This window comes from Avibacterium sp. 21-594 (assembly GCF_026226815.1).
GTDB classification, from domain to species: domain Bacteria; phylum Pseudomonadota; class Gammaproteobacteria; order Enterobacterales; family Pasteurellaceae; genus Avibacterium; species Avibacterium avium.
Genome location: NZ_JAKKOC010000001.1, coordinates 566,645 through 585,635, shown reverse-complemented (window position 1 = coordinate 585,635; position 18,991 = coordinate 566,645). Strand labels below are relative to the sequence as shown.

Annotated in this window: 13 protein-coding genes, 5 tRNA genes, 3 rRNA genes and 1 pseudogene; 16 read left to right on the top strand and 6 right to left on the bottom strand. The window is 43.0% G+C overall.

The features are described from left to right. Window positions 1–2 precede the first annotated feature (2 nt). The 6 genes from pilW (at window position 3) to L5B76_RS02710 (ending at window position 5,241) form a co-directional block, all read left to right on the top strand. Window positions 3–545: a type IV pilus biogenesis/stability protein PilW gene (gene pilW, locus L5B76_RS02735; protein ID WP_265754135.1), complete on the top strand. Its 543-nt coding sequence runs from the start codon at window positions 3–5 to the stop codon at window positions 543–545. Between the two features lie 117 nt (window positions 546–662). After that, window positions 663–1,727, top strand: a complete 1,065-nt coding sequence (locus L5B76_RS02730; protein ID WP_265754134.1) for a RodZ domain-containing protein — start codon at window positions 663–665, stop codon at window positions 1,725–1,727. Window positions 1,728–1,741: 14 nt separating this feature from the next. Continuing rightward, window positions 1,742–2,848 carry a flavodoxin-dependent (E)-4-hydroxy-3-methylbut-2-enyl-diphosphate synthase gene (gene ispG / locus L5B76_RS02725; protein WP_103854016.1) on the top strand — a complete coding sequence of 369 codons (1,107 nt, stop codon included), beginning with the start codon at window positions 1,742–1,744 and terminating at the stop codon, window positions 2,846–2,848. A gap of 10 nt (window positions 2,849–2,858) precedes the next feature. Continuing rightward, window positions 2,859–4,127: a histidine--tRNA ligase gene (gene hisS / locus L5B76_RS02720; protein ID WP_265754133.1), complete on the top strand. Its 1,269-nt coding sequence runs from the start codon at window positions 2,859–2,861 to the stop codon at window positions 4,125–4,127. A gap of 12 nt (window positions 4,128–4,139) precedes the next feature. Then, window positions 4,140–4,751 carry a YfgM family protein gene (locus L5B76_RS02715; RefSeq protein ID WP_265754132.1) on the top strand — a complete coding sequence of 204 codons (612 nt, stop codon included), beginning with the start codon at window positions 4,140–4,142 and terminating at the stop codon, window positions 4,749–4,751. A gap of 52 nt (window positions 4,752–4,803) precedes the next feature. Further along, window positions 4,804–5,241: a methyltransferase family protein gene (locus L5B76_RS02710; RefSeq protein ID WP_265754131.1), complete on the top strand. Its 438-nt coding sequence runs from the start codon at window positions 4,804–4,806 to the stop codon at window positions 5,239–5,241. A 27-nt stretch (window positions 5,242–5,268) separates the two neighbouring features. Here L5B76_RS02710 and L5B76_RS02705 read toward each other — a convergent pair whose 3' ends face one another. From L5B76_RS02705 to L5B76_RS02695, 3 genes are read right to left on the bottom strand one after another with little or no spacing between them, the layout of a single operon-like run. Further along, entirely contained in the window at window positions 5,269–6,159 is an 891-nt protein-coding gene (locus L5B76_RS02705; protein WP_265754130.1) for a DMT family transporter, read from the bottom strand. Between the two features lie 9 nt (window positions 6,160–6,168). After that, the gene (rimI, locus tag L5B76_RS02700; RefSeq protein WP_265754129.1) at window positions 6,169–6,612 is read right to left on the bottom strand and encodes a ribosomal protein S18-alanine N-acetyltransferase; all 444 of its coding nucleotides are present in this window, start codon (window positions 6,610–6,612) and stop codon (window positions 6,169–6,171) included. Continuing rightward, the gene (locus L5B76_RS02695; RefSeq protein ID WP_265754128.1) at window positions 6,612–7,022 is read right to left on the bottom strand and encodes a DNA polymerase III subunit psi; all 411 of its coding nucleotides are present in this window, start codon (window positions 7,020–7,022) and stop codon (window positions 6,612–6,614) included. Before L5B76_RS02695 ends, rimI begins: the two co-directional genes overlap by 1 nt. Window positions 7,023–7,152: 130 nt before the next feature. On the opposite strand from L5B76_RS02695, the gene rsmC reads away from it, so the two are divergent. The 9 genes from rsmC (at window position 7,153) to rrf (ending at window position 14,007) form a co-directional block, all read left to right on the top strand. Continuing rightward, window positions 7,153–8,145 carry a 16S rRNA (guanine(1207)-N(2))-methyltransferase RsmC gene (gene rsmC / locus L5B76_RS02690; protein ID WP_265754127.1) on the top strand — a complete coding sequence of 331 codons (993 nt, stop codon included), beginning with the start codon at window positions 7,153–7,155 and terminating at the stop codon, window positions 8,143–8,145. A gap of 160 nt (window positions 8,146–8,305) precedes the next feature. Further along, a tRNA-Arg gene (locus L5B76_RS02685) sits at window positions 8,306–8,382 on the top strand. Between the two features lie 22 nt (window positions 8,383–8,404). Beyond that, window positions 8,405–8,480: transfer RNA gene (locus L5B76_RS02680), tRNA-His, on the top strand. 8 nt (window positions 8,481–8,488) lie between these two features. Continuing rightward, window positions 8,489–8,565: transfer RNA gene (locus L5B76_RS02675), tRNA-Pro, on the top strand. A gap of 155 nt (window positions 8,566–8,720) precedes the next feature. Beyond that, a 16S ribosomal RNA gene (locus L5B76_RS02670) occupies window positions 8,721–10,261 on the top strand. 88 nt (window positions 10,262–10,349) lie between these two features. Beyond that, window positions 10,350–10,426 (top strand) — tRNA-Ile (locus tag L5B76_RS02665). A gap of 23 nt (window positions 10,427–10,449) precedes the next feature. After that, window positions 10,450–10,525: transfer RNA gene (locus tag L5B76_RS02660), tRNA-Ala, on the top strand. Window positions 10,526–10,849: 324 nt separating this feature from the next. After that, window positions 10,850–13,748: ribosomal RNA gene (locus L5B76_RS02655) — 23S ribosomal RNA — on the top strand. 143 nt (window positions 13,749–13,891) lie between these two features. After that, window positions 13,892–14,007, top strand: a 5S ribosomal RNA gene (gene rrf, locus L5B76_RS02650). The 16S, 23S and 5S rRNA genes sit together here with 5 tRNA genes alongside, the layout of an rRNA operon. Window positions 14,008–14,065: 58 nt before the next feature. Here rrf and L5B76_RS02645 read toward each other — a convergent pair. Then, window positions 14,066–14,404 (bottom strand): hypothetical protein, encoded by a 339-nt coding sequence (locus tag L5B76_RS02645; protein ID WP_265754126.1) that lies wholly within the window; start codon window positions 14,402–14,404, stop codon window positions 14,066–14,068. Window positions 14,405–14,792: 388 nt separating this feature from the next. On the opposite strand from L5B76_RS02645, the pseudogene yfaE reads away from it, so the two are divergent. Beyond that, window positions 14,793–15,041 (top strand): annotated as a pseudogene (gene yfaE / locus L5B76_RS02640) (class I ribonucleotide reductase maintenance protein YfaE). A gap of 188 nt (window positions 15,042–15,229) precedes the next feature. Here yfaE and nrdB read toward each other — a convergent pair. Together nrdB and nrdA are read right to left on the bottom strand one after the other, a co-directional pair. Further along, window positions 15,230–16,360, bottom strand: a complete 1,131-nt coding sequence (nrdB, locus tag L5B76_RS02635) for a class Ia ribonucleoside-diphosphate reductase subunit beta (protein ID WP_265754125.1) — start codon at window positions 16,358–16,360, stop codon at window positions 15,230–15,232. Between the two features lie 137 nt (window positions 16,361–16,497). Continuing rightward, window positions 16,498–18,768, bottom strand: coding sequence for a class 1a ribonucleoside-diphosphate reductase subunit alpha (gene nrdA, locus L5B76_RS02630; RefSeq protein ID WP_265754124.1), 2,271 nt, complete (start codon window positions 18,766–18,768; stop codon window positions 16,498–16,500). Window positions 18,769–18,991 lie beyond the last annotated feature (223 nt).

Genomic DNA, 18,991 nt, shown 5'->3' with positions numbered 1-18,991 from the left:
AAATGAAAATGCGTCAATATTATCTGGTTATGCTTTTTTCTCTCTTGCTTTGCGCTTGCGTTTCCCCAGAAATAAGCAAAGAAGATTTTGACAAGCAACAAGCCGCGAAAGCCAGAGTGGAACTAGGCATTGGCTATTTAGAACAGCGAGAGCTGAGTTTAGCCAAACAAAATTTGGATAAAGCCTTGGCTTATGCGCCTGATTATTATTTAGTGCATTCTGCATTGGCTTATTTTTATCAACTACAAGGCGATAATGAGCGTGCAGAAAACGCCTATTTAACCGCGTTAAAATTAGATGATAGACAAGGCAACGTATTCAACAATTACGCCGTGTTTTTATGCAAACAAGGTCGTTTTACACAGGCTTATCAGCAATTTCAACAAGCCTTAAATTCCCCCAATTATTATCAACAAACGGATACTTACGAAAATCTCGCCCTTTGTGCTTTAGCAGAAAAAAACACCGCACTTTATCAGCACTATCGGGAATTATTAGAAAAAGCTGATCCTAAGCGAGCTAACTCATTACCAAAACAGATCTAACAGATTTTTATCATTTATCCAATGAAATTCCTTGATAATGGTTGCAAAACGCATATTACAACTTTAAACTTCACTCTTTGAATTTTATAGATTTTATTGATAACAAAGAGAACCTTTATGGAAACTTCAATCCAACAACCTGAGATCACAGAAAGCACCTTAGGGGAAAAATTTCGCCAAACAAGAGAGGCGTTAAACCTTTCTTTAGATGATGTTTCTAAGCAACTTAATTTGCGCCCTTCTATTTTACAACGTTTTGAAAATAATGAGTTCACACATAATTCTATCCCAGCTACCTTTATTAAAGGCTATATTCGTAATTATGCTAAGCTTTTACGTTTACCTGAAAGTGCGTGGATTGCGGTAGTTAATTCATTAGAAGAAACCACGAAAAATGATTTAACCAAAGCGGTGAAACCGCCAAAATCTCTAAGAGAAGAAAGTTCGCATAATCGTTGGGTGGGTTGGGTTTCCGCGATTGTTGTTATTGCTTTGTTAGCTGTAACCGCACTTTGGTGGTGGGAAAACTATCAAAAATCGAATGCAGAACGTGATGATCTAGTGCAAAACTATGTAGAAACACAGCAAGAAAACAGTACGCAAAATAATAGTGCAACCTCACAAGAAAATGTGATTGCGCTTACACCTAAAGCCATTGATGCGGAAAAAACAGCACAAAATTCTACCGCACTTTCTCAACCTGTTGCGGCACAGCAGCCTACACCTGCAGAAGAAAATAAAACAAGTCCAAAAACGAGTGTAGAAAATGCGCAGCCACAAGTTACAGCAGTTCAATCTGTGAGTGCAGAAAATACGGATCGCCAAGCGGCGCAATCTGAAACTTCAGCACAAGTATTACAATCAGAAATGAATAAAATTAATGCAGGTGAAAATCTCAGTGCAGTGAAAAGTGCGGAAGAAAATTCGGAAGTTTCTACCGCTGCAACCAATGATGTGTTGCGCATTGAAGTAACTGGCGCGAGCTGTTGGATTCGTGTGCGTGATGCGAATCGCAAAGTGCTAGCAGAAAAACTGTATAAACAAGGTGAAGTGCTAAGTTTTGATCAAGATATGCTTTATGATTTAATCATTGGCGTACCAAGCAACGTAAAAATTACTTATAAAGGCGAGGCTTATCCACTTAAAGTTGATGGCCGTGTCGCAAGATTCAAATTGCAATAAGCAAAGAGATTACAATGTCGTCATTTAAACCGAATATTAAACGTCGTGAATCGACAAAAATTTATGTAGGCAACGTTCCAGTGGGTGGTGATGCGCCGATTGCAGTGCAATCTATGACTAACACACGCACCACAGATGTCGAAGCCACAGTCGCACAAATTAAAGCCCTTGAGCGTGTCGGTGCAGACATCGTGCGCGTTTCTGTGCCAACAATGGACGCCGCAGAGGCCTTCAAATTAATTAAGCAACAAGTGAATGTGCCATTGGTGGCTGATATTCATTTTGATTACCGAATTGCCTTGAAAGTGGCGGAATATGGCGTGGATTGTTTGCGTATTAACCCCGGTAATATCGGGCGTGAAGATCGCATTCGTGCCGTGGTGGATTGTGCCAAAGATAAGAATATTCCTATCCGTATTGGTGTCAATGCAGGATCTTTGGAGCGTGATATTCAAGAGAAATTTGGTGAACCTACGCCCGAGGCCTTGCTAGAAAGTGCCTTACGCCACGTTGAGATCCTTGACCGTCTTAACTTCGATCAATTTAAAGTGAGCGTGAAAGCGTCTGATGTCTTCCTTGCGGTAGAAAGTTACCGTTTATTAGCAAAAGCGATCAAACAGCCGTTGCATTTAGGGATCACCGAAGCTGGTGGCGCAAGAGCGGGGGCGGTCAAATCCGCTGTTGGCTTAGGAATGTTATTGGCGGAAGGCATTGGCGATACTTTGCGTGTTTCGTTAGCCGCTGATCCCGTAGAAGAAATTAAAGTAGGGTTTGATATTTTGAAATCCTTGCGCATTCGGTCGCGCGGGATCAATTTTATTGCTTGCCCAACTTGTTCTCGTCAAGAATTTGACGTGATCGGCACGGTGAATGCCCTTGAACAGCGCCTTGAAGACATTATCACCCCAATGGACGTATCAATCATTGGCTGCGTGGTGAATGGGCCAGGCGAGGCACTTGTGTCAGATCTTGGCGTTACTGGCGGTAACAAGAAAAGTGGTTATTATGTTGATGGCGAACGTCAAAAAGAGCGTTTTGATAACGAAGATTTAATCAACCAATTAGAAGCGAAGATCCGTGCGAAAGTCGCACAGCAAGATCCAAAAAATCGAATTATTTAAGGAAAATATTGTGGCAAAAACAATTCAAGCAATTCGTGGAATGAATGACTGCGCACCAACGGAAAGCCCGTTGTGGCAATGGGTGGAAGACAAAGTGCGTAACGTTCTGCAAAGTTATGGTTATTCTGAAGTGCGTATGCCGATTGTCGAAAGCACCCCGCTTTTTGCGCGCGCCATTGGTGAAGTTACCGATGTGGTTTCAAAAGAAATGTACACCTTTTGGGATAATGATGAGCAGCTTACTCTTCGCCCTGAAGGCACAGCAGGTTGCGTACGCGCTGCTATTGAACACGGTTGGATTTATAATAACGAACAGCGTTTGTGGTATATGGGGCCAATGTTCCGCCACGAACGCCCACAAAAAGGGCGCTATCGCCAGTTTCATCAAGCTGGGGTAGAAGTGTTTGGTATTGCTAATCCTGAAATTGACGCGGAATTAATTTTGCTTACCGCGCGTTTATGGAAAGAATTAGGCATCGATCAGCACGTCAGCTTACAGCTTAATTCTATTGGTTCATTAGAAGCGCGCAAAAATTATCGCTCTGCGTTGGTTGAATTTTTACAGCAACATATTGATTTATTAAGCGATGAAGAAAAAGAGCGGTTAGAAAAAAATCCGTTGCGTATTTTGGATAGCAAAAATCAAGCGTTGCAAGAAGTGCTTAATGGCGCACCTAAATTGCTAGATTATTTAGATGAAGAAAGTCGCACGCATTTTGCCCAGCTTTGTACCTTGCTTGATGAAATGGGGATTGCTTATGAAGTGAATCCAAAATTAGTGCGCGGCTTGGATTATTACAACAAAACTGTGTTTGAATGGGTAACCAGCGCCCTTGGCGCACAAGGCACAGTGTGTGGTGGTGGCCGTTATGATGGCTTGGTTGAACAGCTTGGTGGACACGCCACCACAGGCGTTGGCTTTGCAATGGGCTTAGAGCGTTTAGTCTTATTGGTGCAAGAAGTGAATCAGCATATTGACCTACCAAGAGCGGTGGATATTTATGTGGTTCATACGGGAGAAGGCACAACCTTGCCAGCTTTCCAATTGGCCGAAAAACTTCGCACAAACTTACCGCACTTACGCACAATGACACATTGTAGCGGCGGAAATTTCAAGAAACAGTTTAAGCGCGCAGATAAAGTGGGCGCGAAATTTGCCCTTGTTATTGGCGAAAGTGAAGCACAAAATCAGCAAGTGGTGGTCAAAGATTTGCTTGGCGGTGAACAGCAAGTTTTAGCGCAAGCTGATGTGGTAGATTTTTTAAAGACAGCATTTTAATAAGGAAACATTATGGCTTATAGCATTGAAGAAGAACAAGAACTGAATGAACTGAAAACGTGGTGGAAAGAAAATGGCAAATTGGTTGTTGCGATTTTCGTGCTAACCCTTGCGGGTGTTTTTGGTTGGCGTTATTGGCAATCTCATCAAATTGCGCAAAATCAACAACGTTCGGCACAGTATGAGCAACTTGTTAGCCAATTTCAGGCGGATAAAGCAAACGTGGGAAGTGTAGAACAATTCGCACAAAGCAATGATAAAACCGCTTATGCCGTGTTTGCCTTATTAGATGCTGCGAGTATTTCTGTGCAAAAACAAGATTTCGCGCAAGCAGAAAATTTATTAAAACAAGCGTTAGCCAATGCAGATGATGATATTTTGCGTTCGGTCAGTGCATTACGCTTGGCTGCAGTGCAGTTCCAACAGCAGCAATTTGATAATGCCTTAGCTTCGCTTGATCAAGTTAAAGGGGACGCGTGGAACAGCGCAGCATTCTTATTAAAAGGCGATATTCAACTTGCAAAAGGCGATAAAGAAAGTGCGAAAGCTAGTTTTGAACAGGGCCTAAAAAATGCCAGCCCAGTGGAAACGGATTTAATCCAAGTGCGGTTGAATAATTTATAATTTTTTAAAAGGCTTACAGCATAATGTAGGCCTTTTTTATTGGAATAATGAAATGAAAATAATTTTATCACCGCCTATTGTTTTTCTTGCTTGTGCGGGTGGAATGTATTTGCTTCCGTCCTTTGGATTATTTCACCTTTCACGACTTCTTATTTTACCGATATTGTTGCTGGCAAGCTTTATTGTGATTTCTAGCCTTTGGCAATTTCATCAAGCTAAAACCACGATCAGTCCGCTGTCGGTAGAAAAAACTTCGCAGCTTATCACAACAGGCATTTATGCGTTTAGCCGCAATCCGATGTATCTTAGTTTATGGTTGATTTTACTCAGCTGGTTTTTATGGCTAGGCAATGGGCTGGCAATTTTGGGGCTGATCTTCTTTGTTCTCATTATGAACCAGTTTCAAATTAAGCAAGAAGAACAAGTTCTACTACGGCTTTTCGGCAAAACCTATCAACAATATTGCCAGCAAGTTAGACGCTGGATATAACTCGCCGCACAGAAGTGCGGTCATTTTTTAGCATTTTTTTCTACGCAAAAACTGTTTCACTTTTTCTTTCGGCAAGCGGTAGAAAATTAAGGCAATAAAAATTAAGCCGCAGCCTAGTGCCTTATGGGGAGTGAGTGGTTCGTGGAAAATTAGCATACTCAAAAACAGCGTCCATACCGGCTCAAGCAGCATAATTAATGCGGCATTACCGACACTGGAATATTTCTGCCCGAGCGTTTGCAGTAAAAAGCGGAAATTGGTGGCGATCAACACGCTAGCAGCCAACCAGCCCCAAGTTTCATTAGGAACATTTACAGGCCAAGTTTCCATAAACATTGAATACAAACCACATAAAATCCCAACCATAGCAAGCTGAATGGTGGTAAGTGGCAACACGGGAATGTGCCGTGCATAATGATGATTAAGCACAAAATAGCTAGCAGCCAATAATGAAGTGAGCAAATACAGGCTGTTATCGGAAGAAAGATCAAAGCCATTGTTGCCTAAGGCAAGAAAGTACAAGCCTAAAACCGCAATGGGTAAACAGAGCCAAAAGCTCGATTGTGGTTTTTGTTTAAACACGATCCAAGCCAGCAACGGTGCGATCAACATTGACAAACTGGTGAGAAACGCGCCTTCACCGAAATTGGTATTATTGGTGATGGCTAAAATCCAAACACCAAGAAAAACCGCAAAAACACCACCAATTAGTACCGCACTTATCACTTGCTGGCGGCTTAAACGGCGTAAGTGAACGTAAGCAAAGGGCAGAAAAACCAGTGCGGCAAGAAAAAACCGCAAGCCGATAAATCCTACCGAGGGCAAAGCATCAATGGCATATTTTGAAAAGAACCAGCCAATAGCGGCCGAAATGGTCACAAATAAAAGGATAATTTCCCCGCGATAACGTTCTAACATTGTTGTTCCTTATAAATAACACGCCATAACCACGGCGTTTTCTCGTCCACCGTCTAAGGTTGGATAATAATTTTTGCGAATATCTACTTCATTAAAGCCGCATTGTAGATAAAGTTTTTGTGCAATTTCATTGGATTGACGCACTTCTAACCATAACGTCAAAATGCCCTGCCCGCGCAATTCATCGATTAACGAATGCAATAATTGCTTTCCTAAGCCTTGCCCTTGATAAGTTGGATCAATGGCAAGGTTGAACAGAGTCGCTTCATCAAGCACTTTTTGGCAAATAGCAAAGCCGATAATACGTTGATCTTTCTCCAATTTTAAATTGAAATAACGCTCGCCTTGATTATTTTTTAATGTACCTAATGACCAAGGCACAAGATGCGCCTGCTGTTCGATCTCAAATAATCGATCAAAATCTTGAGATAGAATAGGGGAAATTTTTACCATTATGGGTTAATTCCTTGAATTTGTTGCCATAATTTACGTTTTTCCTGTGGGCTTGCCATAAAGGTTTGCCAGTCTGGCGAGCGCCATTGGCTCAATGCTTTTTGACAATAAGGTAAAGTGCGGTGGATTTTTTCAGAATTTTCACTTAATAGCCAATAATGCACTTCGTGGCTGACGTGCAAATGGGGGATAAAATCAAAATGGATCGCTAAATATTCATTTTGCTTTAGATCTAAGCTGCGCAAAATATCTTGTAATAATGAGGTTGGGGGATTTTCGCTTTCGCTAATGATCACCAACCGCACCTGCTCATCAATAGGAATATTTACCACGCCTTGCAAACTTTCAGGGCGCACTAGTTGCCATTGGGAAAGCCCCATTTCTTGTAACAGAAGTTGATGCCGTTTCATAAAATGATGATTGATGAACTAAATTGCGCCATTGTAAACATTTCTCAAAATGTGGGCAAATTTTCATTGTGTTTTGTGATTTAATCTCAGTAAAATGCCACTTTATTATTTTATTAGATAGGATCAAACCGTGATTTCACCTGAAAGCCAAGTGCTAGAACGCCATCTTTCTTTATTTGAAAATCGAAATGTATTATTTGCTGGGGCATTGAATGATGATTTTCCACAGCAATTACGCAACAAAACGCAATCAGTCCATTGCTGGACGTGGTATTTTGACTATGCCGAAAACAAAAGTGCGGTGGATTTTTCCGTAGATTTTGCACCAAAGGCCGATTTAATTGTTTATTATTGGACAAAAAACAAACAAGAAAATCAGTTGCAATTAATGCAGCTTTTATCGCAATGCACGCCTGAGCAAGAAGTGTTGATTATTGGTGAAAATCGCAGTGGCGTACGTTCAGCGGAAAAAATGCTATCCCCTTTCGGCGAAATTGGCAAAATTGATAGCGCAAGACGTTGTGGGCTTTATCATTTTTGTTTGAAAAATCCACCGCACTTTGATTTAGCCAAATATTGGAAATCTTATCAGCACGCGCAACTTGGTGAGCTGACGATTTTCAGCTTGCCGGGGGTGTTCAGTGCGGCGGAATTAGATGTGGGAACGGCATTATTGCTTTCAACATTAGATCGCCCGCTCAAAGGTCGTGTGCTAGATATGGGTTGTGGCGCTGGTGTGATTGGAAGCTATATTAAACAGCATAATCCAAGTGTGAATCTTGTGATGACGGATATTCACGCTTTAGCTATCGCTTCTGCAGAGCGTACTTTGGCAGAAAATCAGCTTGAAGCTGATGTGTTAGCAAGTAATGTATTTTCACAAATAGAAGGCAAGTTTGACTTGATTATTTCTAACCCACCTTTTCACGATGGCGTGGATACCGCATTTCGCGCAGTATCTGAGCTTATTCAGCAAGCCAAATGGCATTTAAACGAAGGGGGCGAGTTACGCATTGTTGCTAATGCTTTTTTACCTTATGCGGATTTGTTGGATCAGCATTTTGGCTCACATCACGTGTTAGCCAAAACCAATAAATTTAAAGTTTATTCGGCTTTTTATTAAGAAAAATAGGACTTCGTTATAAAAATCGCCATAAATGTAATGTTTTTTATTCATAGTGAACAAAAAAATATCACTTAATAAAAAAAATAAAAAAAATGCTAGACAAGGGATTGGGAAACTCTTAATATACGCCCCGCAACGACGCAGTGAGATATGAAACGCGTTCGTAGCTCAGTTGGATAGAGCGTTGGCCTCCGGAGCCAAAGGTCGCAAGTTCGAATCTTGTCGAGCGCGCCAGAGTCAATGCAATACAACAATGGTGGCTATAGCTCAGTTGGTAGAGCCCCGGATTGTGATTCCGGTTGTCGTGGGTTCAAGTCCCATTAGCCACCCCAATTTCTGTCGGCGAGTAGCGCAGCTTGGTAGCGCAACTGGTTTGGGACCAGTGGGTCGTAGGTTCAAATCCTATCTCGCCGACCACTTTTGCTCTTTAATAATCAATCAGACAATCTGTGTGGGCACTTGTTGATTCTGGAAAAATTTAAAAGATTTAGAACAATTAGTGCTTAACTGAAATTCATAGTGATTTTAAATAAAATCACAGAGCTTTGTTAGTGTACGAATTGAGAAAGATTAAACTGAAGAGTTTGATCATGGCTCAGATTGAACGCTGGCGGCAGGCTTAACACATGCAAGTCGAACGGTAACGGGTTGAAAGCTTGCTTTCAATGCTGACGAGTGGCGGACGGGTGAGTAATGCTTGGGAATCTGGCTTATGGAGGGGGATAACCATTGGAAACGATGGCTAATACCGCATAGTATCGAAAGATTAAAGGGTGGGACGTTTTAGCCACCTGCCATAAGATGAGCCCAAGTGGGATTAGGTAGTTGGTGAGGTAAAGGCTCACCAAGCCTGCGATCTCTAGCTGGTCTGAGAGGATGGCCAGCCACACTGGGACTGAGACACGGCCCAGACTCCTACGGGAGGCAGCAGTGGGGAATATTGCGCAATGGGGGGAACCCTGACGCAGCCATGCCGCGTGAATGAAGAAGGCCTTCGGGTTGTAAAGTTCTTTCGGTGGTGAGGAAGGCGGTAGTGTTAATAGCACTATTGTTTGACGTTAGCCACAGAAGAAGCACCGGCTAACTCCGTGCCAGCAGCCGCGGTAATACGGAGGGTGCGAGCGTTAATCGGAATAACTGGGCGTAAAGGGCACGCAGGCGGTAAATTAAGTGAGATGTGAAATCCCCGAGCTTAACTTGGGAATTGCATTTCAGACTGGTTTACTAGAGTACTCTAGGGAGGGGTAGAATTCCACGTGTAGCGGTGAAATGCGTAGAGATGTGGAGGAATACCGAAGGCGAAGGCAGCCCCTTGGGGAGATACTGACGCTCATGTGCGAAAGCGTGGGGAGCAAACAGGATTAGATACCCTGGTAGTCCACGCTGTAAACGCTGTCGATTTGGGGATTGGGCTTTGAGCTTGGTGCCCGTAGCTAACGTGATAAATCGACCGCCTGGGGAGTACGGCCGCAAGGTTAAAACTCAAATGAATTGACGGGGGCCCGCACAAGCGGTGGAGCATGTGGTTTAATTCGATGCAACGCGAAGAACCTTACCTACTCTTGACATCCAAAGAAGAACTCAGAGATGAGTTTGTGCCTTCGGGAGCTTTGAGACAGGTGCTGCATGGCTGTCGTCAGCTCGTGTTGTGAAATGTTGGGTTAAGTCCCGCAACGAGCGCAACCCTTATCCTTTGTTGCCAGCACTTCGGGTGGGAACTCAAAGGAGACTGCCAGTGATAAACTGGAGGAAGGTGGGGATGACGTCAAGTCATCATGGCCCTTACGAGTAGGGCTACACACGTGCTACAATGGTGCATACAGAGGGAAGCGAGCCTGCGAGGGTAAGCGAATCTCAGAAAGTGCATCTAAGTCCGGATTGGAGTCTGCAACTCGACTCCATGAAGTCGGAATCGCTAGTAATCGCGAATCAGAATGTCGCGGTGAATACGTTCCCGGGCCTTGTACACACCGCCCGTCACACCATGGGAGTGGGTTGTACCAGAAGTAGATAGCTTAACCGCAAGGGGGCGTTTACCACGGTATGATTCATGACTGGGGTGAAGTCGTAACAAGGTAACCGTAGGGGAACCTGCGGTTGGATCACCTCCTTACCAAGACTGGAAAGATGAGTGCTCACACAGATTGTGATGATTGATGTTAGACAATGAATAGCAAATAAAGAATAACCCGAATCCTTGAGGGTCTGTAGCTCAGGTGGTTAGAGCGCACCCCTGATAAGGGTGAGGTCGGTGGTTCAAGTCCACTCAGACCCACCACTCAAGTGATGCGGAGAATGATTGGGGATATAGCTCAGCTGGGAGAGCGCCTGCCTTGCACGCAGGAGGTCAGCGGTTCGATCCCGCTTATCTCCACCAAATCATTAGTAAGCTCTTTTAAATTAATTACCTTAACTTCCTTAAACATCTAAATCTAGTTTAGGGAATAGAGTGAAAGGAAACTAGAAAGAATTTAGTAATGATAAGACGCAAAGCGTCATATCTAATTTGCTCTTTAACAATGTAAAAACAAGCTGAAAACTGAAGAGACTTTCAAGCTAATGAGAGAGTGGTCATCGTGATAGAGCCATTTTCTTATTAAATTGAATTAGTCTGAGTAGAAAGACTTACTTGAACAAAAGCAAGTAAGCGTTCTCAACGAGAATGAAGAGACTTCAGGGAGAAAAATCCTTGAGGTTGTATAGTTAAGTGAGAAAGCGTACAGGGCGGATGCCTTGGCAATCAGAGGCGATGAAGGACGTGCTAATCTGCGAAAAGCGTGGGTGAGTTGATAAGAAGCGTTTAACCCACGATGTCCGAATGGGGAAACCCGATAGGTGAAGAACCTATCATTGTTTACTGAATAAAATAGGTAAACAAGGCGAACCGGGAGAACTGAAACATCTAAGTACCCCGAGGAAAAGAAATCAACCGAGATTCTGTGAGTAGCGGCGAGCGAAAGCGGAGTAGCCAGTGAGTGATAGCAGCAGAGATAGAAGAATTGTCTGGGAAGGCAAGCGACACAGGGTGATAGCCCCGTATTTAAAATCCAGGCTGTGGTACTAAGCTTACGAGAAGTAGGGCGGGACACGAGGAATCCTGTTTGAAGATGGGGGGACCATCCTCCAAGGCTAAATACTCCTGATTGACCGATAGTGAACCAGTACTGTGAAGGAAAGGCGAAAAGAACCCCGGTGAGGGGAGTGAAATAGAACCTGAAACCCTGTACGTACAAGCAGTGGGAGCCCGAAAGGGTGACTGCGTACCTTTTGTATAATGGGTCAGCGACTTATATTTTGTAGCGAGGTTAACTGAATAAGGGAGCCGAAGGGAAACCGAGTCTTAACTGGGCGTTGAGTTGCAAGGTATAGACCCGAAACCCGGTGATCTAGCCATGGGCAGGTTGAAGGTTGGGTAACACTAACTGGAGGACCGAACCGACTAATGTTGAAAAATTAGCGGATGACTTGTGGCTGGGGGTGAAAGGCCAATCAAACCGGGAGATAGCTGGTTCTCCCCGAAATCTATTTAGGTAGAGCCTTGAGCGGACACCTTTGGGGGTAGAGCACTGTTTCGGCTAGGGGCCCATCCCGGGTTACCAAACCGATGCAAACTCCGAATACCGAAGAGTGATACTCAGGAGACACACGGCGGGTGCTAACGTCCGTCGTGGAGAGGGAAACAACCCAGACCGCCAGCTAAGGTCCCAAAATCTATATTAAGTGGGAAACGAAGTGGGAAGGCTTAGACAGCTAGGATGTTGGCTTAGAAGCAGCCACCATTTAAAGAAAGCGTAATAGCTCACTAGTCGAGTCGGCCTGCGCGGAAGATGTAACGGGGCTAAAATATAGTACCGAAGCTGCGGCATCAGTAGCAATACTGTTGGGTAGGGGAGCGTTGTGTAAGCGGAAGAAGGTGATTTGAGAGGATTGCTGGACGTATCACAAGTGCGAATGCTGACATAAGTAACGATAAAACGGGTGAAAAACCCGTTCGCCGGAAGACCAAGGGTTCCTGTCCAACGTTAATCGGGGCAGGGTGAGTCGGCCCCTAAGGCGAGGCTGAAAAGCGTAGTCGATGGGAAACGGGTTAATATTCCCGTACTTGGATAAACTGCGATGTGGGGACGGAGTAGGTTAGGTTAGCGTACTGTTGGAGATGTACGTTTAAGTTGGTAGGTGGGTGGACTAGGCAAATCCGGTTCACTGTAAACACTGAGAGATGATGACGAGGCACTAAGGTGCTGAAGTAATTGATACCACACTTCCAGGAAAAGCCACTAAGCTTCAGGTTTATCTAAACCGTACTGAAAACCGACACAGGTGGTCAGGTAGAGAATACTCAGGCGCTTGAGAGAACTCGGGTGAAGGAACTAGGCAAAATAGCACCGTAACTTCGGGAGAAGGTGCGCTGGCGTAGTGTGAAGTTCTTTGCGAATGGAGCATGAACCAGTCGAAGATACCAGCTGGCTGCAACTGTTTATTAAAAACACAGCACTCTGCAAACACGAAAGTGGACGTATAGGGTGTGATGCCTGCCCGGTGCTGGAAGGTTAATTGATGGTGTAATCGAAAGAGAAGCTCCTGATCGAAGCCCCAGTAAACGGCGGCCGTAACTATAACGGTCCTAAGGTAGCGAAATTCCTTGTCGGGTAAGTTCCGACCTGCACGAATGGCATAATGATGGCCAGGCTGTCTCCACCCGAGACTCAGTGAAATTGAAATCGCCGTGAAGATGCGGTGTACCCGCGGCTAGACGGAAAGACCCCGTGAACCTTTACTATAGCTTGACACTGAACCTTGAATTTTGATGTGTAGGATAGGTGGGAGACTATGAAGCGGTAACGCCAGTTATCGTGGAGTCGTTGTTGAAATACCACCCTTTAACGTTTGATGTTCTAACGAAGCGCCTGAAACGGGTGTTCGGACAGTGTCTGGTGGGTAGTTTGACTGGGGCGGTCTCCTCCCAAAGCGTAACGGAGGAGCACGAAGGTTTGCTAATGACGGTCGGACATCGTCAGGTTAGTGCAATGGTATAAGCAAGCTTAACTGCGAGACAGACAAGTCGAGCAGGTGCGAAAGCAGGTCATAGTGATCCGGTGGTTCTGAATGGAAGGGCCATCGCTCAACGGATAAAAGGTACTCCGGGGATAACAGGCTGATACCGCCCAAGAGTTCATATCGACGGCGGTGTTTGGCACCTCGATGTCGGCTCATCACATCCTGGGGCTGAAGTAGGTCCCAAGGGTATGGCTGTTCGCCATTTAAAGTGGTACGCGAGCTGGGTTTAGAACGTCGTGAGACAGTTCGGTCCCTATCTGCCGTGGGCGTTGGAGAATTGAGAGGGGCTGCTCCTAGTACGAGAGGACCGGAGTGGACGCATCACTGGTGTACCAGTTGTCTCGCCAGAGGCACTGCTGGGTAGCTAAATGCGGAAGAGATAAGTGCTGAAAGCATCTAAGCACGAAACTTGCCTTAAGATGAGTTCTCCCAGTCTATAAGACTGTAAGGGTTGTTGGAGACGACGACGTAGATAGGCTGGGTGTGTAAGCGGTGTGAGCCGTTGAGCTAACCAGTACTAATTGCCCGAGAGGCTTAACTATACAACGCTCAAGGGTTTTGGCTTGTTTTTGATTGGAAAGAAAGAGTAAGAATAAAGACACTTAGTCGGATAATGGCATAGAAATAAGCGAAGTTATCGACTAAGAGAAATAAAGTAAAGAATCTAAAGAATACAAAGAATTATCTTGGCGGCGTTAGTGCAGTGGACCCACCTAATTCCATGCCGAACTTAGAAGTGAAACGCTGTAACGCCGATGGTAGTGTGGGGAATCCCCATGTGAGAGTAGGACACCGCCAGGTTTTGAATGAAAGAAGAACGCCATTGAGAGAACTCAGTGGCGTTTTTTTGTTTTTGTTATTATGATTTAGTTGATTTTATAAATTGCATGGCTTCCTCTTCACTTATTTTTTGGTAATCATCGAAATCGCTCACGAAAATCTTATCAGCCCAGAATGTACCAAATTTTTGTTCCCAATCATCTTTATGTGGTTCATAAGTAGAAAAGGATAACCAATTATCTGGTATTCCTCGAATAAGTTTTTGCTTATTATTGCCTAAGTGGACGATGTAATATTGGTACATAAGTTTGTTATAGTATCTTTCAGTATGAGAGATTATTATAGTGAGATGACTAATAAATTTAACTCTATAGGCTGGCTTATAAATTTCTAAAATCTCTTCAAAATTATACTGCACTTACCCCGTGCAAATTGCCCGAATGGAAATAAAATGTTTAGAAAAGTAACGCCTGAATGCAGCGTAGCGAGTATGAGCTTGTTTTTCGTTAAGAAAATTTTATTGGAATGAGGAAAAACAATTTAGTCGGGGGCTTTTTTCTTTGCCTACTTTCTTTTGGGTAAGCAAAAGAAAGTAGGTAGCTCAACAAGCGAAACCCGTTATCAATTCCAAAGAAGAAAGTGATTTAACGGCGACATAAAAACTTTACTTGCTTCCAGTCGGGAAACACAAAAGAAAGGAAGCTGCCAACGGCGAACCCGTTATTAATTTCAAAGAAAAAAGCAATTTAACGCAGAAAAAAGAGAATTTCACTCAAATACGATTATTTCAATATCCCATTTAAAAAATGAAAACCACCCTATTAAAACAAAAAATCACTTTTGAACACCACAACGAAATGTAGTTACTTCAAAAATTAGAAATCAACGGCATTTATCCTGAATATCAGTGCCGTTCGGGTTATTGCGGCGCTTGTCGCACAAAAATAAAAAAGAGAAAAGTCCTTTATAATGAGCCTCCACTTGCTTTTGTAAATGAAAACGAAGTGCTACTTTGCTGCTGCCAAGTGGAAAGTGATTTGGAGTTGGAGTTATGAGGTAAAAACTTTAACCGTTTTACTCCCCGTGTAAATTGCCCGAATGAAAATAAAACGTTAGAAAAATAGAACTTATCAACGTCAAAGAAAAAGCGTTCAATTAAACTTAAAGTGCAATCTAAAAAACAAAGAAAAAATAACCGCACTTTAATTATCTAAAAGTGCGGTCAGAATTTTACATAAATTTATTACAGATCAAAATCCCCGAAATCGCTGGTATCAACTTTCGAATCAATTTGACCAACAAGATAAGAACTCACTTCCACTTCTTGTGGAGCGACTTGTACATTGTCAGATACCAACCACGCGTTGATCCAAGGGATTGGGTTTGAGCGCGCTTCGAATGGCAGTGGCAAGCCCACCGCTTGCATACGAATATTGGTAATATATTCCACATATTGCACTAAAATATCTTTATTTAAACCGATCATTGAGCCGTCTTTAAATAAATAATCAGCCCATTCTTTTTCTTGTTCGGCGGCGGCGAGGAATAATTCATAAGCCTCTTGTTTACATTCCTCAGCGATTTCAGCCATTTCGGGATCATCTTGTCCTGCTGCCATAATATTTAGAATGTGTTGAGTGCCTGTTAAATGTAAGGCCTCATCACGTGCGATAAATTTAATGATTTTGGCATTTCCTTCCATCAGTTTGCGTTCCGCAAAGGCGAAAGAGCAGGCGAAAGAGACATAGAAACGAATCGCTTCTAAGGCATTTACGCTCATTAGGCAAAGGTAAAGTTGTTTTTTCAAATTACGCAAGCTAACCACGCATTCTTTGCCATCTACGGTGTAAGTACCTTCACCATAAAGGCCGTAAAGCTGGCTATCGCGGATTAAATCATCGTAATAGGCAGAAATATCTTTTGCGCGTTTGATGATTTCTTCATTGGTAACAATATCATCAAAAACAATAGACGGATCATTAACGATATTACGAATAATATGGGTATAGGAACGGCTATGAATGGTTTCAGAGAATGTCCAAGTTTCGATCCAAGTTTCTAGTTCAGGAATGGAAACCAGCGGTAACAACGCCACATTTGGGCTACGTCCTTGAATGGAATCCAACAGAGTTTGGTATTTTAAGTTACTGATAAAAATATGTTTTTCGTGTTCAGGTAATGCGGCATAGTCAATGCGATCTTGCGACACATCAACCTCTTCTGGACGCCAGAAGAATGAAAGTTGTTTTTCAATTAGTTTTTCAAAGGTTTCATATTTTTGTTGGTCGTAACGGGCAACATTGACGTTTTGCCCGAAGAACATCGGCTCTTTGAGCTGATCATTTTTAGTTTGTGAGAATGTAGTATAAGCCATAGTTATTCCTTGGATACATAGTGTTTTATCTTGTTTTACACAAAATGAATTATTTTGCGTTTTTGAGGTAAGTTAAAAGAGCTTCGTTAGGAAAAGTGCGGTTAAAATTTTGTTAAATTCAACCGCACTTTTAAATATTAAATCTTACACGCCCCACCAGCACAGCCGTCATCAAGATCTTCTTGGCTGTCTTCTGCGCCATCACGGGTATTTTGGTAATAAAGGGTTTTTACACCATATTTGTAAGCGGTTAATAAATCTTTTAACAACACTTTCATCGGTACTTTGCCTTCTTCAAAACGCTGTGGATCGTAGTTGGTGTTGGCTGAAATGGATTGATCCACAAATTTTTGCATAATACCTACGAGGTGTAAGTAGCCATCATTATTTGGAATATCCCATAATAACTCGTAGTTTTCACTTAAGTTTTCATAATCTGGTACAACCTGTTTGAGGATACCGTCTTTTGATGCTTTGATGCTGACGTGTCCACGCGGTGGTTCAATGCCGTTGGTTGCATTGGAAATTTGCGATGATGTTTCTGATGGCATCAGTGCGGTTAGTGTTGAGTTGCGCAAACCAAAGGTTTTAATGTCTTGGCGTAGGCTTTCCCAATCGTAATGTAATGGCTCTTGAGTGAGTGTATCCACATCTTTTTTATAGGTATCAATCGGTAAAATACCTTGAGCGTAAGTGGTTTGATCGAAATACTCACAAGCCCCCATTTCTTTCGCAAGGTTCATTGAAGCTTTCAATAAATAGTATTGAATGGCTTCAAAAGTACGATGGGTGAGATTGTTGGCACTGCCGTCTGAATAACGCACGCCATTTTTAGCTAAATAATAAGCAAAGTTGATCACACCAATTCCTAAAGAGCGACGCGCAAGAGAGCTACGTTCTGCCGCGATCACAGGGTAATCTTGATAATCTAATAGGGCATCTAAGGCACGCACAGCAAGATCTGCAAGTTCATCTAATTCATCAAGGTTTGAAATCGCCCCTAAGTTGAAGGCTGAAAGGGTACAAAGGGCAATTTCACCTTCTTCATCGTGAATATGAGAAAGTGGCTTAGTTGGCAATGCAATTTCTAAACAAAGGTTAGATTGACGCACAGGCGCAACGCTTGGATCAAATGGCGAGTGCGTATTACAGTGATCCACATTCTGAATATAGATACGCCCAGTTGAAGCTCGTTCTTGCATTAATAGGGAGAACAGTTCAACGGCTTTCACACTACGTTTACGAATGTCTGGATCTTGTTCGTATTGGGTGTAAAGGCGCTCAAACTCGTCTTGATCGGCAAAGAATGCTTCATATAATCCAGGAACATCTGAAGGGCTAAATAAAGTAATTTCCCCACCTTTGATCAAACGTTGATACATTAATTTATTGAGTTGTACACCATAGTCTAGGTGACGAACACGGTTATCTTCCACCCCACGGTTATTTTTTAAGACTAACAGGCTTTCCACTTCCAAGTGCCAAATTGGGTAGTAAACGGTGGCGGCACCACCACGCACCCCGCCTTGTGAACAGGATTTTACCGCAGTTTGGAAATATTTATAGAATGGGATACAGCCTGTATGGAATGCTTCCCCGCCACGGATCTGGCTACCCAAGGCGCGAATTGCTCCGGCGTTTACGCCAATTCCAGCACGTTGAGAAACATATTTCACAATGGCAGAGGCAGTCGCATTAATAGAATCTAAACTATCACCACATTCAATTAACACACAAGAACTGAATTGGCGTGTTGGTGTACGCACCCCAGCCATAATCGGTGTAGGCAGAGAAATTTTAAATGTCGATGTCGCATCATAGAAACGGCGTACATAATCTAAGCGTGTTTCTTTTGGATAGGTTGAGAACAAGCTTGCTGCCACCAAAATATATAAGAACTGGGCAGATTCATAAATCTCACCAGTAACACGATTTTGTACTAAATATTTGCCTTCAAGCTGTTTGACTGCCGCATAAGAGAATGTCATATCACGCCAGTGATCTAAAAAGCCGTCCATTTCATCCCATTCTTCACGGCTATAATCAGTCAGTAAGGCTTGATCATACTTGCCTAAACGCACCAATTTTTTAACGTGATCATATAAACGCGGAGGATCAAAATGCCCATAGGCTTTTTTACGCAAATGGAAAACCGCAAGGCGCGCGGCTAAATATTGATAATCAGGCGTATCTTTGCTGATTAAATCTGCGGCGGCTTTAATAATGGTCTCGTGAATATCTGAAGTGCGAATGCCTTCATAAAATTGAATGTGGGAACGCAATTCCACTTGAGAAACAGAAACGTTATCCAATCCTTCCGCTGCCCAAGTAATCACTCGGTGAATTTTATCTAAATCGATGGGTTCTTGTTTTCCGTCACGTTTGGTGACCATCATAGCTTTGTTCATAGAAATGATTCCGACTGGTTAGTATTATTTGTCAAAACCACAAGATATAGTGGTTTATTGAAAACGGGATACAAGATAATGTGTTCTTGGCAAAACTGCAAGCACTAAATTTTTGCTTATTTTGGGCAAAATTCTTGACAGAAACTAAGTTATTTATAAATAAGAAAAAATCTCAATAAGGAAAATTTAGCAGTGGGCGCTACCAATTTGGGGTATGACCACT